The sequence below is a fragment of the Phyllobacterium brassicacearum genome (genome assembly GCF_003010955.1).
Taxonomy (GTDB): Bacteria; Pseudomonadota; Alphaproteobacteria; order Rhizobiales; family Rhizobiaceae; genus Phyllobacterium; species Phyllobacterium brassicacearum.
The window spans coordinates 1-15,020 of sequence record NZ_PGGO01000014.1; the positions used below are offsets into that span (position 1 = coordinate 1).

The following is a 15,020-nucleotide window of genomic DNA, read 5'->3' on the forward strand; positions in this document are numbered from 1 at the left end:
CGATCATATGGAAGTTTCTATCACCAGACATAGCAGCAGACATAGAAATTCACACCGAAGCTTATTGCTCCAGCATCAATACCGGCCCCTCAAAGCGCCCGCCAGATGGGGCGACCTTGGCGCTTACCCACCAGACCGAGGTTGAGCGAATCTTTCGGCGAGCTTCGGCTATAAAAGATCGCGATGCATAGCGGCCCTTCGTGGAAAAGGACCTTCCCGGATCAGTGGCTCTTGGTGTTGGCTCAACCGACCATCCAAGGAATATTGTGGACTTGGTTCTCCTCGCCGTTCATAGATGGGAACAATGAGACGAATACTGGGGGTAATCGGGTAATCGCACTACGGAAGAGATCATAATATTTCTCCTGACCTTTTGGCACCGTTCTTATGCCATGTATATGCGATTGCGATATATCGCTAGCGGAAGGCAGGAGATGCTATCTGAGGTTTAGTGCCGGTTGTGCCGTGGCCGGGCCGCAACGGCAATCTCATACGCCTGACCTAAGGCCCACTTCATCCCGGCTTTATTGATGACCAAAATAGGCGTCGGCAACCGTCTGCGCATCAGCATCCATGCGGATTTTTCCGTGCTCAAGCCAAACGATTCGGGTGCAGTTTTTGACAAGCAGGTCTTTGGAGTGGCTGGCTATAATCAAAATTTTGGTCTTGTTGACAAGCTCGTGCAGCCGCTCATTGGCTTTATGTTGAAAACCTTCATCTCCCGTCGCCAGCCATTCATCCATGATAAGAATTTCGGGTTGAATCACGGTCGATATCGAAAAAGCCAGGCGAAGTTGCATACCCGTCGAATAAGTTCGCACCGGCATGTCAAGAAAGCTTCCGAGTTCTGAAAAATCCTCAATTTCGGCCCGGCGCGCAGCCATCTCTTTCTTTGTGAATCCAAGCAGCGCGCCGCGAATGCCGATGTTTTCACGGCCGGTCGCTTCAGGGTCGATTCCTAGTGAGATATTAATCAGGGATGTGCATTTGCCATTGATGGCAATGTTACCGCCCGAAGGATAATAAACGCCACTCATCACCCGCAAAAGCGTGGTTTTTCCCGAGCCGTTGTGGCCTATCAAACCAAGCCGATCGCCATCCTTGAGGCTCAGGCTAATATTTTCCAGACCACGTATGACGACATGACCCTCGGAATTCGAGCCGATCGTACCACCGGTCGCCAGACTAATGACCTGATTCTTCAATGATCTGCTTTTCGTATTGTAGATCGGAAAATCCACGGTAACATTTTCAAGATGCATGGAGGTCATGTCGGCCTGCGCAATAGGGTGTTGAGAAAAGATGTTCATAGCCAATAGGTGATCCGCAGACGATAGCGATTAAGGAACAAGAGAGCGATCAACCATCCAACAATCGCCATCGCGATGCTGACCATCCAGTTGAGCGGCGTTGCCGTACTACCCAGTAGGGGATCGCGCACAATACTGATCAGATGGTAGAAGGGATTGAGATCGAGCATTAACCATAGCCGCGATTGTGTACCGCCGGGTAAGTTGCTGGCCATCCACATGATCGGGGTCACATAGATGCCAACCTGCATGATGTTCTGAATGATCTGCGTAAGATCACGATAACGCGTGCATAACACCGCCAGCACAATCATCACCCAAAGAAGGTTGAGTGTCACTAGCACAAACCCAGGAATGAACAACAGCGCATTGAAGTTGACAAACTTCCCGAAGATCAGGAGAACAATCGGGAAGATGACCATATTGTGTGCGAGAATAATCGTATTACGCCACCAGGTTCTCAAGATGTAGGTGAAGAACGGTATGGGCAGCTGCAGCATCGTGTCGCTATTTGAGATAAAGCTCCCGCAGCCCTCGTTAACGAGGCTGGAAAAATAGCCCCACATGATTAGGCCGACACAAATGAACGGAAGAAACTCGGACATGGGCGAATTGAAGATTGTACCAAAGACCAAACCCAGCGCACCAATGAGCACACCCATGTTGATGGTCAGCCAGAAAGCGCCAACACTTGACCTTCGATAACGTTGTGCAACGTCTTGCCAGCCGAGGAGTGCGGCCAATCGGAAATTTTTGACCGAATTGGAGATGTCTTCCCAGGCAGTAATCTTTTGCGTTGTCACGCTGGCCATATTAACACTTCTCTGTTGGCGATAGTTTCTTGTCGGCCAGCGGGGGTTAGCACATTCGAATTGGACTTAACAGTGACTGGCTGTCGCAATCATACCTAGCAATGGAAGCTGGCATCATCAATGATTCGAATAACGTGTGCCGGGACCTTTACGAGGTCCGCAGGCGGCGAGCTTTGTCCGTAAGACCGGCGCACTTATAGCCATCAGGTGGGCGCGGCCATGCTGCTCATGTTGGTTTACATCTCTCTGGGTTGGGGAAGGTCTGTGCTACGTAGCATGAAACCGCAGGTTACATATAGGCCGAGATTGATGATTGAACCTTGGGAAGTGCTTTCGAGCAGAATTGAGCTTGAAGATCGTTGGATAAAGGTGCGTGCCGATAATTGTCGGCGCAGCGATGGAGTAATTATAGAGCCCTATTACGTTCTGGAATATCCAGATTGGGTCTGTGTTTTGCCGATCACCTCCCAAGGTGATGTAGTCCTGGCGAAGGAGTATCGGCACGGGATTGGTTCGGTGGTCATCGGTCTACCTAGCGGCGTCGTGGATAAAGAAGACGCTGTGCCGGAGGCAACGGCCCGGCGAGAATTACTGGAAGAAACTGGCTACACCAGTCAGCGAATCGTGCCCCTCGGTTCGCTCTATGCCAACTGCACCAATCAGCCAAACATGGTACATTACTTTCTTGCGCTCGACGCCGAACTCACCGGCGCCCCGGCACTCGACGCGACTGAGCAGATTGAAGTCGAACTTGTGCCGTGGGAGCATGTTCGTTCGACATCCCTCCTGCGCCAGAGCCACCATATCGCCTGCGTTCATTTAGCGGAAAAGTATTTTACGTCGTCTATGACGACTTTCGGTGTTTGATGAAAAGGCTATAAAGCTTGCAAATGAGGTTTTGAGTGGCAGGTCATGTGTTCACTGGAAACAGTGATCAACAAGCAATCGTTGAGGTTCGCAGTTAGTTCAGATCTTAGCTGCTCAGTCGGCGCCTGTGACGGAGCTGCAGCCTCCAGTTCTTCAAATGATGCTGAGAATTCTTGGGCGACGGTTCTGCTTCTCGGGCGTGCCAGACTTGGATTGCGCCGCCATATAGTTTCAAAGCATAAATTTATCGCAGTCGTAGGGGCGATTTTGGAAACAAAGGGCCACGATTAATTTGTGGAAGACCGCATGCTCTCGACTTCTTCCGCCCACCAATCCGCCATTTTCACCCGTTCATCCCAATAAAGAGCGCGGTGGTAGGCGCGGCGAACCATATCCGCGCCGACGTGCGCGAGTTCTGCCTCAATCGCGTCGGGCGACCAATTCCCGCTTTCATTGAGCAGGCTGGATGCTGTCGCGCGGAAACCGTGTGAAGTCATCTCCTTTTGGGTGAAGCCGAGTCTACGAAGCGCGCCGTTCAAGGTGTTTTCACTGATTGGCTGCACGCGGGATTTGATCGAAGGGAATACGAGCCTGCCATCACCGGTTAGCTCTTTTTGGATGTGGAGTATTTCGACTGCTTGTGAGGGTAGGGGTTTTTTATGCTCCCGGCGCATCTTTGCCCGAGCCGCTGGGATGGTCCATGCCGACTGTTCAAGATCGAACTCGGCCCATTCTGCCAGCCTGAGTTCGCCCGGGCGCGGATAGAGGTAAGCCATCAGCATCAGCGCATGTTTTGTTTCGGGTGCGCCCTCGTAACCCCAAATGGCGCGGAGCAAGCCGCCCAACGCGTTTCGCTGGGTGATGGCGGGGCGATGGGTGACAGTCGGAGTCGTCAGCGCCCCTTTCAGTCCACCGGTGGGATCGTTTTCGGCCCTCGCGGTGGCGATCGCGAAGCGGAAAACCTGTCCAACGGTGGAACGCATCCGACGTGCGGTTTCGTAATTGCCCTTGGCTTCAACTCGGCGCAGGGGAACGAGGATTTCGGCAGCGCTGATTTCGGATATGGGGCGTGTTCCCAGATCGTCGCGAGCCAAATCTATGAGCCAGCGCTTTTTCGTCATCGTGGCGTCAGCCTTGCCTTCGCGCTCGACCTTTTCCAAGAACTCGTCAGCGACCGCGTTGAACGTGATTGCGTTTGACGCGCGACGGTGGATTTTGTCGAGTTTGGCCTGTTGCGACGGATCAATGCCCGAACCCAACAGCCGCTTTGCGTCGTCACGCTTTTTACGGGCGTCCGCGAGAGACACTATTGGATACGCCCCGAGTGCCAACGTCTTTTGCTTGTTGTCATATCGATATGCGAGCCGCCAAAGCTTGGAGCCTTGGGGTGGTATGAAAAGGAATAACCCCCCGCCATCGCTATACTTTTTCGGCTTGTCTTGCTTCTTTAGATTTTTGATTTGTGTGTCAGTTAACGGCATTTGTTGGTATCCGACATTTTGCGAAGTTGGTATTTTCGGAGAAGCCCATCATCCGTACCAACAAAAAATCAGGATACCAACAAACAGTCAAGGACGCCGGCAAACATCAGAAAAGAAAAAACCCCGGAAAGCCGGGGCTTTTCAAGACGTTCAGGGATGTCAGCAAACATCTACGAACTTGGAAATGGTGCCCAGAAGAGGACTCGAACCTCCACGCCTTGCGGCACACGGACCTGAACCGTGCGCGTCTACCAATTCCGCCATCTGGGCAGCGGGGTCTCATGTAAGGGGCGCACTTGAGTCTGTCAATCCATTTGTCGGGGAATAATCAGGGATTGCCAGGCGAGGCGCGAAGGCGTGGTCCGACAGGCTTCCCGCGAAGAAAAGTCGAACCACGCTGCAACTGGGTTCAGCCCTCCAGCACTTCCTTCGAGGCGATGGTCGAGTCGGCGTTGAATTTGTAAATGATCGGTACGCCTGTCGCGAGTTCCTGTGCGACGATTTCCTCGCCCGTCAGCCCGTCGAGCGCCATGATCAGCGCGCGCAGCGAGTTGCCATGGGCAGCGACGAGCACCGTTTCTCCGCGCAGCACATGCGGCTGCACCTCGTGCAGATAATAGGGCCAGACGCGTGCGCCGGTGTCGCGGAGACTCTCGCCGCCGGGCGGCGACACGTCGTAGGAACGGCGCCAGATATGCACCTGCTCTTCGCCCCATTTGGCGCGTGCATCGTCCTTGTTGAGGCCGGACAGGTCGCCGTAGTCGCGCTCGTTCAATGCCTGGTCGCGAATCGTCTCCAGACCCGTCTGCCCCACTTCTTCGAGAATGTGTTCAAGGGTTGCCTGCGCGCGGGAGAGAACGGATGTATAGGCAATGTCGAAGGAGAGGCCTTTTGCCTTTAGCCGCTTGCCGGCGTCGATGGCTTCCTTGTGGCCGAGCTCGGTCAATCCCGGATCGCGCCAGCCAGTGAAAAGGTTCTTCAAATTCCATTCGCTCTGGCCATGGCGGACAAGGACGAGGGTTCCGGACATTGCAGTACTCCTGTTGAGAGGGTTAGTTCTGGTCGGCGAGACCGAGGACGTCGAGCATGGAATAGAGGCCGGGCTTGGCGCTTCTGCCCCAGAGCGCAGCCTTGACTGCGCCGCGGGCAAAGATCGTGCGATCCTCCGCCTGGTGGGACAGGGTGATGCGCTCGCCCTGACCGGCGAGGATGACTGAGTGGTCGCCGACGACAGACCCGCCGCGCAACGTGGCAAAGCCGATCGTGCCGTCCTCGCGTGGCCCCGTATGGCCATCGCGCACCCGCACACTGTGTTGTCCAAGCGCAATGTCGCGGCCCTCGGCTGCGGCCTGACCGAGCAGCAATGCGGTACCAGACGGAGCATCGACCTTGTGCTTGTGATGCATTTCGAGAATCTCGATGTCGAAATCGTCGGCGCCCAGAGCTTTTGCCGCCTGTTTGACAAGAACGCCGAGTAGGTTGACGCCAAGGCTCATGTTGCCGGACTTGATGACGACCGCATGACGGGCCGCAGCGCGGATCTTCGCGTCATCCTCCGCCGAACAACCGGTCGTGCCGATGACATGGACGATGCGCGCCTGCGCGGCAAGTTCGGCGAACTCGACTGTCGCCGAAGGAGCGGTGAAATCAAGAACGCCTTCGACCTGGACGAAGACCGAAAGAGCGTCCTCGGTGACAGGTACATTGATCGGGCCAATGCCGGCAAGTTCTCCGGCATCCCGGCCGATATGCGGCGAGCCGGGACGTTCGACCGCGCCGGCAAGGTTTGCGCCTGGAGTGGCATGAATGGCGCGGATCAAGGTCTGGCCCATGCGGCCAGCGGCACCGACAACAGCGAGCTTCATCGCCGGTGTTGCGCCGGCCAAACTATTCGGGGATTGTTCGGTTACCGCACTCATTCGGCCAGTCCTGCTGCAGCTGTTATTTCGCTGTCGTCGATGATGGGCGACTCTTCCCGGCCTTGCAACTGGTAGAAGCGGGCATAGACGCCGTTGGGGCGGGTGAGAAGGGTTTCGTGCACCCCCTCTTCAATCACGCGGCCGGCCTCCATCACGACGATATGGTCGGCATTGACGATGGTCGAGAGGCGGTGGGCGATGACGATGGTGGTACGCCCCTGCATCACGTGCTCGAGCGCCTGTTGCACGCGCTTTTCCGATTCATTGTCGAGGGCGGAGGTCGCCTCGTCGAGCAAGAGGATGGAGGCATTGCGAACGATGGCGCGGGCAATGGAGAGGCGCTGGCGCTGGCCGCCGGAAAGGTTTGCGCCGTTTTCGCCGATCTCGGTGCCGTAGCCCTGGGGCTGCTGACGAATGAACTCATCGGCATTGGCAAGCTTCGCCGCCTCGATGACCTCGTCATCGGTGGCGTCCGGGCGGCCGTAGCGGATATTGTCGGCGATCGTGCCTTCAAAGAGATAGGGCTGCTGCGAGACATAGGCTATCGACTGGCGCAGCGAACGCTTGCTGACATAGGCGATATCCTGCCCGTCGATGAGGATGCGCCCCGCATCAATGTCGTAAAAGCGCTGGACGAGACCGATCAGCGTGGATTTGCCGGCGCCGGACGCGCCGACGATGGCGGTCGTCTTGCCGGCCTCGGCAGTAAAGCTGATGCCGTGCAAAACGGGAAAGCCGTTGGAATAGCTGAAGCGGACCTTGTCGAACTCGACTTCGCCGGTCGGCACCGTGATCGGAACAGAACCGATGCTGTCTGCCTGACGTGGTTCGATGTCGAGGATCTCGAAGAACATGCGCGCATTGACCAGTGAGCGCTCCAGGCCCACTTGCACGCGTGCCAGCCGGCGCACCGGATCATAGGCAAGCAATACGGCCGTCATGAAGCCGAACATGGCGCCGGGTGGCTCCAGATTGTAGACGGCGCGATAGCCTGTATAGATGATCATCGATGCGATGGCGACGCCCGCGATCAATTCGGTAATGGGCGTGGTACGCTCCGAAACGCGTGCAATCTTATTGGCACGTTCCTCGGCCCGCCTGATCAGCTCGCTGATCTTCAAGCGCAATTGGTCTTCCATGGTGAAGGCCTTGACGATCGCGATGCCCTGCGTCGCTTCCTGCATGGCGCCGAGCAGATGCGAATTCAGCGTCACCGACTCTCGGTGGATGCTGCGCAGGCGCTTTGCCAGATAGCGCACGGTCAAGATGACCGGCGGCCCGACCAGCAAGGCGAAAAGGGAAAGGACGGGATCGAGAAGCACCATGGTGCCAATCAAGGCAACCAGTGTCGGAATATCTTTGCCGACCGTCGTCACGGTGATGTCCATCAGTTCGCGAACGCCGCTTACGTTCTGGTTGACCCGCGCCGCCAGTTGGGCCGAACGCGTATCGGTATAGAAGTCTAAACCGAGCTTCATCAGGTGATCGAACATGCGATGCTGGTAGCGGGCAACGATATTGTTGCCGATCTTTGCCATCGTGACCGACTGGACATAGGTGGAGACACCGCGGATGACAAAAGCGGCAAGAATGCCGAGGCTGATCGGCACGATCAGATCCTCGCGGCGTTCATAGTAGATCTTGTTGATGACGTCCTTGAAGATATAGGCGACGAAAGCCGTCGTGCACGCAACCCCCAGCATGGCAATCACGGCAACCGCATAGGACGACCGATGCTCGCGAAGGTTTTCGCCCAGCACCCGGCCGATGACGCGCTTCGCCTCCGTCGGATCGATCTTTTTCTTCTTCTGACCACTCATGACAGGCGGCAACTCGCTGGTACCAGGACATTCGGGCAAGAAACCTTGCCGCTCGAATTGTCCCTATAACCTTATTGATCCGCCTTGCCTATCGGTTTTGCCTGTGGGCAGGAATGCAGCGCTCGAGTGTTGCATCGATGCTCTATTGCGCCGCCCTAATCCCGGCGCCAACGCCGCCCTTCGGTGGATACGCCAAACCGGGTGGGCGTGCGCGAGAAGGCCGAGAGGCCGCTCAGTGCCGCAAGCGGATGGGTAATGATATAGACCGGTGTTTCGCGCAGGATTTCCCCATGCGGTGCCTTGTCCTCGAAAGCCTGGCGGAAGGACGGATCTTTCAGCGGCGCGACGATCTTCTGGACGATGCCGCCAGCGAGATAAACGCCGCCGCGCGCCATGAAGGTCAGGGCAAAGTCGCCGGCCAGCCGGCCGAGATAGACGACGAAGAGCGCAAGGGTTTCCTTCGCCTCGGCGGATTCGCCGGAAAGGCCAGCTGCGGTAATCTCGGCCGGTGTCTGCAGGCTGGCCGGCGTGCCATTCACCTTGCAGATGGCGCGATAGATATTCTGCAAGCCGCGGCCGCAAAGCAACTGCTCGCCGGAAATGCGGCCCTCGATATGTTCGATGTGCGGGAAGAGTTCGAGATCGCGGGCCGTACGAGGACCCATGTCGACATGGCCGCCTTCTCCGGGTACGGGTACCCAGCTGTTGCGTGAGCGGACCATACCGGCAACGCCAAGACCAGTGCCAGGTCCGAGCACGGCGCGGCTGCCGTGCGGGTCGCCGGGTCCGCCGCCGAGCTTTTCCAAATGCTTGGGCTCGAGCGAGACGACAGCAAGTGCCTGCGCTTCGAAATCATTGAGCACGGTGATATCGGAAAGGCCGAGCGTTTCCATCATCTGGCGTGGCTTGACCACCCAGGCGCAATTGGTCAGGTCGATCTCGTCGCCTTCCACCGGACCGGCAATAGCCAGCACCGCCGAGCGTGGCTGGATCGAGGTGTGGTCGAGAATGGCGTTCTGGATCGCCTCGTCGATGGTTGGATAATCCGCGGTCTGAATGATCGGGAATTCCTTCGGCTCCGCATAGGCGTCCACCAGAATGGCGAAACGCGCATTGGTGCCGCCGATGTCACCGACCAGGATCGGAAATTTCATGATGTGGTCGGTATCTGCCTGTGTCACCATTATCGCTTCCCCAGTGTATTTTCCGCTGCGTCATCGCGCAGCAAACCTCGCTTTTGCACCAGCACCTCGGCCGTCGCCCGGTTCAGTGCCATCGGAATATCGTAGACGCTGGCCAGCCGCATCAGCGCCTTGACGTCGACATCATGCGGCATCGGCGACAGCGGGTCGACAAAGAAAATCAGGCCGTCGATCCTGCCTTCGGCAATCAGGGCCCCAATCTGCTGGTCGCCGCCAAGCGGGCCGCTCTTGACGCGAGCGATCTTCAGCGAGGGACATGCAGCCTGGATAAGACCGCCCGTCGTCCCGGTCGCCACGATATCGCAGGGCGCCAGCAGGCTTTCGTAATTTCGCGCAAACTCGACCATGTCGTCCTTTTTCTGGTCATGGGCAATCAGCGCGAGGCGAAAAGGCTGTGTCATAAAATCCTGTCGTGGGTCGCGGGACCTAAATCGATTGAAACCCTATACTCAATTCATGACAGCATGAAAAGGCCACGGGCAAAAAAGACCGCGACGGATTGGCGCTGGCAAAGTCTGGCGCTACGGCTTCTTCCCGGGAACCGGCACATCCTCAGGCAGATCGTCATCTTCCGGTGCATAGGCGGCAGCCGGAACGCCGGCCGCTGCAGGCTGTGCCACCTCTGTTCCGACACCATAGGTCACCTGATCGACCGATTTCGGCCCGGGTGCATTGAGTATCTGCGCGCAAATCTTCGGCAGATCCGAGAGCATCATGACCTTCGGCTTGACTGGCTTGGCGGGTTCCGGCGCCTTTTTCCAGGGCTCGTCGGTAAGCCACCAGGCAAGGGACTTGCCGCAACCATCATCGGCCCCGATCGGCTCTTGCGGCTTGCAGTTGGGCGAGCCCGGCTGGCATTTGATGCGTACATGGAAATGGTAATAGTGGCCCCAATAGGGGCGGATCTTTGCCATCCAGCTGCGGTCGCCCTGCACGCTGTCACACAATTTCTTCTTGATGCCGGGATGAACGAAGATGCGCTCAACCTCGGGGTAACGTGCGGCGCGCTTCAACAATGCCGTACGCGCCGGTGTCCATTTGTCTGGATCGACATAAAGCGTGTCGCCCTTGAGCATCGATGCAGCAGCTACGTTCTCGCGCTCTTCGTCGGTAAAACGGTGTTTTGGCATCGGGGTCAGCCAGATATCCGCGTCGAGCCCGACCTGATGCGAGGCATGGCCAGTCAACATCGGACCGCCGCGCGGCTGCGAGATGTCGCCAACCAGGAGACCCGGCCATCCATCCTTGGCCGCGGTGTCACGGGACAGCTTTTCCAGAAGGGCAATCATGCGCGGGTGGCCCCAGCGCCGGTTGCGCGAAAGGCGCATAACCTGCCAGGCCGGTCCATCCACGGGCAGGGCGACACCGCCTGCCAGGCAGCCCTTGGAGTAAAAACCCGCCGATTGGGGTGCACTGACGGTCGGTAAGCTCTGTGCCCCGAACAATTGCTTGGCAGGTCCATTTTCGGCGATGGCGTCAACGGCACCGGTAAGCGCAATGAGTGCGCTGAGCGCGAAACGCAACAGGGTTTTTGGTTTCATGATCGCTGTCCCACAAGTGATCCTAGCGAATTTGCGCTGGGGATCGGGGCTTTATGATGGCCAGATTCGCCGGAAAGTCGCAATATGGAATGAAAGTCACAACCTGATTCGAACGGAACCCCTCGCCATGAAAGCAATCATTTTCGAGCAATTCGGTCAGCCGCCGCGCCTGGCGGTCGTTGCAGATCCTGTGCCGGCCGATACGGGCGTTGTCATCAAGGTCGAGGCAACGGGGCTTTGCCGCAGCGACTGGCACGGCTGGATGGGCCACGATCCCGATATCGTCCTGCCGCATGTTCCGGGCCACGAGCTTGCCGGAACCGTCCAGGCCATCGGCAAGCATGTCACGCAATGGAAAATCGGCCAGCGTGTCACTGTGCCCTTCGTCGGCGGCTGCGGCCATTGTTTCGAGTGCAATTCCGGCAACCATCAGGTGTGCGAGCACCAGTTCCAGCCTGGCTTCACCGCCTGGGGCTCCTTCGCTGAGTATGTCGCGGTGGATTTCGCCGATACCAATCTCGTTGCACTGCCGGACTCGCTGGATTTCGCCACGGCGGCAAGCCTCGGCTGCCGCTTCGTCACATCGTTCCGCGCCATTGTCGATCAGGCCAAGGTCAAGCCCGGTGAGTGGGTGGCGGTGCATGGCTGTGGCGGCGTTGGCCTTTCGGCGATCATGATCGCTACGGCCATGGGTGCCAATGTCGTCGCAGTGGACCTCACCGAGGAGAAACTGTCCTTCGCCCGCGAACTCGGCGCGGTAGCGACGGTCAATGGTGGGCAGACGCAGGATATTATCGGCGCGGTCAGGGAAATCACCAAGGGCGGAGCGCATGTCTCGATCGATGCGCTAGGCCACCCGTCGACCTGTTTCAATTCAGTCGCCAATCTGCGCCGCCGCGGCCGCCATGTGCAGGTTGGGCTGATGCTGGGCGACCATGCGCACGCCCCGATCCCGATGGACAAGGTCATCGCGCATGAACTCGAGATCTATGGCAGTCACGGCATGCAGGCCTTCCGCTACAAGGCGCTGATGGATATGCTGGAAACCGGCAAGCTCCAGCCGCAAAGACTGGTCGGCAAGGAGATTGCGTTGGAGGAGGCACCCGCGGCCCTGATGGCGATGGATCGTTTCGAGGGAACGGGCATCAATGTGATCACGCGGTTTTAGGCTGGCGGCTTTTACCGCCAGCTCCCGTCATACCACATGGCCGCGAAAGCCGTACCGTAATCCGGATAGCGGAAGGAGAAGCCGAGCTTCTTGATGCGCGCATTGGAAACGCGCTTGTTCTCGCCATAGAAGGAGCGCGCCATCGGTGTGAGCTGCGCGGATTCGAAATCGGACTCTGCCGGCGGTTCGATGCCCATCAGCTCAGCCGCATAGGCAACCACATCCTGCGGCGCCGCCGGCTCGTCGTCGGTGATGTTGAATATACCGGCTTCGTTGCGGGTGCTGAGGAAACGCAACGCGCCGGCGATATCATCGACATGAATGCGGTTGAAGACCTGGCCAGCCTTGTTGAGGCGGCGGGCCGTGCCATTGGAAAGGTTGACGAAGGCATTGCGCCCCGGCCCGTAAATGCCTGCTAGCCTCAAGATGGCGAGAGGTACGTTGCGCGTGTTGGCCAGTCTCTGCCAGCCCTGCTCTGCCTCGACGCGTTCCAGCGAGCGAGCGGAAACCGGATGGCATGGCGTCGTCTCGTCGACCCAGCCCCCCGCATGATTGCCATACACGCCGACAGTGGAAAGATAGCCGATCCATTGCAGTTTCGGCATGGAGTGCCGGATCGTGTCGCCGAATTGCGCCACTACAGGGTCGCCGCTTTGCCCGGGTGAAGTCGAGATGACAAGGTGGGTGACGCTGGTAAGCGTATCGACAATTTCCTGCGAAGCATGGGTGCCGTGGAAGAGGAACGGGGTAATACCCTCCTTTTTGAGTTCCGAAAATTTGGCGCTGTCGCGTGTCGTCCCGCCGATGAAATCTGCTTGACCGGCGATGACTTTGGCAAAGGCGCGTGCCGAATAGCCGGCACCAAAGAGAAAAACGTTCATTGTTGATTCTTCACAGCAATACGCCATTCGGTCAAGACATCAGCGTCACTCTCTTGTGCGATGTGACGCAGCTTCAGGGCGGCGAAATCGTCTCTACCCATCAATTCACCCAGCGCCCATACGGCAGCACCGCGCACCAGCGGCGAGGGATCGGCGAGATGCGTCTCGATTGCCGCGACCAAGGCAGGCTCGCCCGAATTGCCACAGGCGATCAGCACATTGCGAATAAATCGGTCGCGGCCGATGCGCTTGACAGGCGAGCCGGTGAAGAGGGTGCGGAATGTCGCATCGTCGAGCGTGAGCAGCGACGCAAGCGACGGCGAGCGGAGATCGTCGCGCGCCTGCAGCTTCGCCTCGCGTGCAGTTCCGGCAAACTTGTTCCACGGGCAGACCGCCAGGCAGTCGTCGCAGCCATAGATGCGGTTGCCCATGGCTTTGCGAAACTCCAGCGCAATCGGTCCTTTGTGCTCGATCGTCAGGTAGGAGATGCAGCGTCGGGCATCGAGCTGGTAGGGTGCGGGGAAGGCGCTGGTCGGGCAGATGTCGAGACAGGCATGACATGAGCCGCAATGATCGGACTCGCGCTCGTCCGCCGGCAGCTCCGCCGTGGTGAAGATCGTGCCGAGAAACAGCCACGAGCCGTGAGAACGGCTGACGAGATTGGTGTGCTTGCCCTGCCAGCCGAGCCCTGCCGCTTCGGCGAGGGGTTTTTCCATGACTGGAGCGGTATCGACGAACACTTTCAGGTTCTCGCCGGCGGCCCGGGAAGCGAAGCGGCTGGCGACGCCCTTGAGCTTGCCCTTGATGATGTCGTGGTAATCGCGGTTCTGCGCATAGACCGAAATCGCCGCCTTGTCTTTCTGCGCCAGAATATCCAGAGGGTCGCTATCAGGCCCGTAATTCATGGCGAGCACGATGATCGAGCGCACCTCCGGCCACAATACCTCCGGGTTGGCCCGGCGCTCTTTCGTCTGCTGCATCCATTCCATACTGGCGTGCCGCCCGAGCGCCAGATACTGGCGCAGCCGCTCTTCGGCAAGGGGAATGGCATCGGGGCGGGTGATGGCAACGAGATCGAATCCAGCCGCGCGGGATTCCTCGAGGATGAACTGCTTCAGCCGTTGTGCGTTTGACGGAGAGCGCGATGCGTTATGTGCACCCGCGCCAAGCATCAGAAATCCAGATCGCCATAATGCGATGATGGTGGAAGGCCGCGTACCCGGTCGGCGAGCAGCGGACGGAAAGACGGGCGGGATTTCATCCTTGTGTACCAGTCGCGCGCCGCTCTGTATTCCGCCCACTTGATCTCGCCAAGATAGTCAAGGATCGAGATGGAAGCGGCAGCAGCCATGTCGGCATAGCTCGGCGTCGGTCCTGCCAGCCAGTTGCGCGTTGCCGTCAGCCAGTCGATATATTTCATGTGCTGGGTAATATTGGCGCGGGCGGCACGAATCGCGGTCGAATCCGGTGCGCCGCCGCCTTGCTCCGGGGTCATGTGCAGTTTGAAGATGCGCTCGCGCGCCATGTGGCGGGTCACTTCATTCTCGAATTTGCTCAGGAACCAGTCGATCAGGCGGCGCACCTCGGCACGGCTCAGCGAATCCTCCGGGAACAGCCTGCGGCTGCGTTTCAGCGCACCGCGTGTCTCATCAATGTATTCGGCGATCACAGTGGAGCCGGAGATCGGCACATCGCCTTCTGCCAGAAGAACCGGCAGCGTGCCCGCTGGATTGAGCGCCAGAAACTCCTTGCGCCGTGCCCAGCTGTTCTCTTCGATCAACTCCACCTCAATGTCATATTCATTGAGGATGAGTCGGGCATAACGCGAACCGGTGGACATGGGATGATGGAAGAGCGTCAACATGGCAGGTGTATCTAAATCTTTCAAACTGGCATTTTCGTGGGCGTCAGCGTATTGCTCGATAAGCCTTTGAGTCTGCGCCAAACCTATAGGCGCAACCGCGGCACGAGACAAGAACTACACGTCATTGCCCGGTCCGGCATCACCATCGCGAGCTA

Annotated in this window: 15 protein-coding genes and 1 tRNA gene; 3 read left to right on the forward strand and 13 right to left on the reverse strand. The window is 58.1% G+C overall.

Going from position 1 to position 15,020, the window contains the following annotated elements; genetic code table 11:
* On the forward strand, window positions 1-191 hold a 191-nt coding region (locus CU102_RS30115), incomplete at its 5' end, for a hypothetical protein (RefSeq protein ID WP_210204790.1).
* 333 nt (window positions 192-524) lie between these two features.
* Here the strand turns inward: CU102_RS30115 and CU102_RS17850 are convergent.
* Window positions 525-1,271: an ABC transporter ATP-binding protein gene (locus CU102_RS17850; RefSeq protein WP_106712582.1), complete on the reverse strand. Its 747-nt coding sequence runs from the start codon at window positions 1,269-1,271 to the stop codon at window positions 525-527.
* A gap of 35 nt (window positions 1,272-1,306) precedes the next feature.
* A complete protein-coding gene (locus tag CU102_RS17855; RefSeq protein WP_106712458.1) occupies window positions 1,307-2,122 on the reverse strand; it encodes an ABC transporter permease in 816 nt (271 codons plus the stop codon).
* Window positions 2,123-2,431: 309 nt separating this feature from the next.
* On the opposite strand from CU102_RS17855, the gene CU102_RS17860 reads away from it, so the two are divergent.
* Window positions 2,432-2,989 (forward strand): NUDIX hydrolase, encoded by a 558-nt coding sequence (locus CU102_RS17860; protein WP_166648397.1) that lies wholly within the window; start codon window positions 2,432-2,434, stop codon window positions 2,987-2,989.
* A 287-nt stretch (window positions 2,990-3,276) separates the two neighbouring features.
* Here CU102_RS17860 and CU102_RS17865 read toward each other — a convergent pair whose 3' ends face one another.
* From CU102_RS17865 to mepA, 8 genes are all read right to left on the reverse strand, one after another.
* Window positions 3,277-4,470 carry a tyrosine-type recombinase/integrase gene (locus CU102_RS17865; RefSeq protein WP_106712460.1) on the reverse strand — a complete coding sequence of 398 codons (1,194 nt, stop codon included), beginning with the start codon at window positions 4,468-4,470 and terminating at the stop codon, window positions 3,277-3,279.
* Between the two features lie 185 nt (window positions 4,471-4,655).
* A tRNA-Leu gene (locus CU102_RS17870) sits at window positions 4,656-4,740 on the reverse strand.
* Window positions 4,741-4,879: 139 nt separating this feature from the next.
* Window positions 4,880-5,500: a 2,3-bisphosphoglycerate-dependent phosphoglycerate mutase gene (locus CU102_RS17875; protein ID WP_106712461.1), complete on the reverse strand. Its 621-nt coding sequence runs from the start codon at window positions 5,498-5,500 to the stop codon at window positions 4,880-4,882.
* A 22-nt stretch (window positions 5,501-5,522) separates the two neighbouring features.
* Window positions 5,523-6,335 carry a 4-hydroxy-tetrahydrodipicolinate reductase gene (dapB, locus tag CU102_RS17880; protein ID WP_106712462.1) on the reverse strand — a complete coding sequence of 271 codons (813 nt, stop codon included), beginning with the start codon at window positions 6,333-6,335 and terminating at the stop codon, window positions 5,523-5,525.
* A gap of 50 nt (window positions 6,336-6,385) precedes the next feature.
* The gene (locus tag CU102_RS17885) at window positions 6,386-8,209 is read right to left on the reverse strand and encodes an ABC transporter ATP-binding protein (protein WP_106712463.1); all 1,824 of its coding nucleotides are present in this window, start codon (window positions 8,207-8,209) and stop codon (window positions 6,386-6,388) included.
* Between the two features lie 155 nt (window positions 8,210-8,364).
* Window positions 8,365-9,393, reverse strand: coding sequence for a glucokinase (locus CU102_RS17890; RefSeq protein WP_106712464.1), 1,029 nt, complete (start codon window positions 9,391-9,393; stop codon window positions 8,365-8,367).
* Window positions 9,393-9,812 (reverse strand): methylglyoxal synthase, encoded by a 420-nt coding sequence (locus CU102_RS17895; RefSeq protein ID WP_106712465.1) that lies wholly within the window; start codon window positions 9,810-9,812, stop codon window positions 9,393-9,395. The genes CU102_RS17890 and CU102_RS17895 overlap by 1 nt, the downstream gene beginning before the upstream one ends.
* Window positions 9,813-9,932: 120 nt before the next feature.
* Entirely contained in the window at window positions 9,933-10,952 is a 1,020-nt protein-coding gene (mepA, locus tag CU102_RS17900; protein ID WP_106712466.1) for a penicillin-insensitive murein endopeptidase, read from the reverse strand.
* Between the two features lie 127 nt (window positions 10,953-11,079).
* Here mepA and CU102_RS17905 point away from each other — a divergent pair, with 127 nt between their 5' ends.
* Entirely contained in the window at window positions 11,080-12,120 is a 1,041-nt protein-coding gene (locus tag CU102_RS17905) for a zinc-dependent alcohol dehydrogenase family protein (RefSeq protein WP_106712583.1), read from the forward strand.
* 11 nt (window positions 12,121-12,131) lie between these two features.
* On the opposite strand, the gene CU102_RS17910 is transcribed toward CU102_RS17905, so the two are convergent.
* Genes CU102_RS17910 through CU102_RS17920 form a run of 3 tightly spaced genes read right to left on the reverse strand, consistent with a single transcriptional unit; the run spans window position 12,132 to window position 14,865 of the window.
* Window positions 12,132-13,001, reverse strand: a complete 870-nt coding sequence (locus CU102_RS17910; protein ID WP_106712467.1) for an SDR family oxidoreductase — start codon at window positions 12,999-13,001, stop codon at window positions 12,132-12,134.
* Window positions 12,998-14,173 (reverse strand): tRNA epoxyqueuosine(34) reductase QueG, encoded by a 1,176-nt coding sequence (queG, locus tag CU102_RS17915; RefSeq protein ID WP_106712468.1) that lies wholly within the window; start codon window positions 14,171-14,173, stop codon window positions 12,998-13,000. The genes CU102_RS17910 and queG overlap by 4 nt, the downstream gene beginning before the upstream one ends.
* The gene (locus CU102_RS17920; protein ID WP_106712469.1) at window positions 14,173-14,865 is read right to left on the reverse strand and encodes a glutathione S-transferase family protein; all 693 of its coding nucleotides are present in this window, start codon (window positions 14,863-14,865) and stop codon (window positions 14,173-14,175) included. The genes queG and CU102_RS17920 overlap by 1 nt, the downstream gene beginning before the upstream one ends.
* Window positions 14,866-15,020: the final 155 nt, after the last annotated feature.

What these genes read in the sequence shown, in the direction of transcription:
- mepA (WP_106712466.1), bottom strand. Translation starts at nt 10,952, where the DNA reads ATGAAACCAAAAACCCTGTTGCGTTTCGCGCTCAGCGCACTCATTGCG.
- CU102_RS17895 (WP_106712465.1), bottom strand. Translation starts at nt 9,812, where the DNA reads ATGACACAGCCTTTTCGCCTCGCGCTGATTGCCCATGACCAGAAAAAG.
- CU102_RS17890 (WP_106712464.1), bottom strand. Translation starts at nt 9,393, where the DNA reads ATGGTGACACAGGCAGATACCGACCACATCATGAAATTTCCGATCCTG.
- CU102_RS17910 (WP_106712467.1), bottom strand. Translation starts at nt 13,001, where the DNA reads ATGAACGTTTTTCTCTTTGGTGCCGGCTATTCGGCACGCGCCTTTGCC.
- CU102_RS17885 (WP_106712463.1), bottom strand. Translation starts at nt 8,209, where the DNA reads ATGAGTGGTCAGAAGAAGAAAAAGATCGATCCGACGGAGGCGAAGCGC.
- CU102_RS17875 (WP_106712461.1), bottom strand. Translation starts at nt 5,500, where the DNA reads ATGTCCGGAACCCTCGTCCTTGTCCGCCATGGCCAGAGCGAATGGAAT.
- CU102_RS17850 (WP_106712582.1), bottom strand. Translation starts at nt 1,271, where the DNA reads ATGACCTCCATGCATCTTGAAAATGTTACCGTGGATTTTCCGATCTAC.
- CU102_RS17860 (WP_166648397.1), top strand. Translation starts at nt 2,432, where the DNA reads ATGATTGAACCTTGGGAAGTGCTTTCGAGCAGAATTGAGCTTGAAGAT.
- CU102_RS17855 (WP_106712458.1), bottom strand. Translation starts at nt 2,122, where the DNA reads ATGGCCAGCGTGACAACGCAAAAGATTACTGCCTGGGAAGACATCTCC.
- CU102_RS17905 (WP_106712583.1), top strand. Translation starts at nt 11,080, where the DNA reads ATGAAAGCAATCATTTTCGAGCAATTCGGTCAGCCGCCGCGCCTGGCG.
- CU102_RS17865 (WP_106712460.1), bottom strand. Translation starts at nt 4,470, where the DNA reads ATGCCGTTAACTGACACACAAATCAAAAATCTAAAGAAGCAAGACAAG.
- CU102_RS17920 (WP_106712469.1), bottom strand. Translation starts at nt 14,865, where the DNA reads ATGTTGACGCTCTTCCATCATCCCATGTCCACCGGTTCGCGTTATGCC.
- dapB (WP_106712462.1), bottom strand. Translation starts at nt 6,335, where the DNA reads ATGAAGCTCGCTGTTGTCGGTGCCGCTGGCCGCATGGGCCAGACCTTG.
- queG (WP_106712468.1), bottom strand. Translation starts at nt 14,173, where the DNA reads ATGCTTGGCGCGGGTGCACATAACGCATCGCGCTCTCCGTCAAACGCA.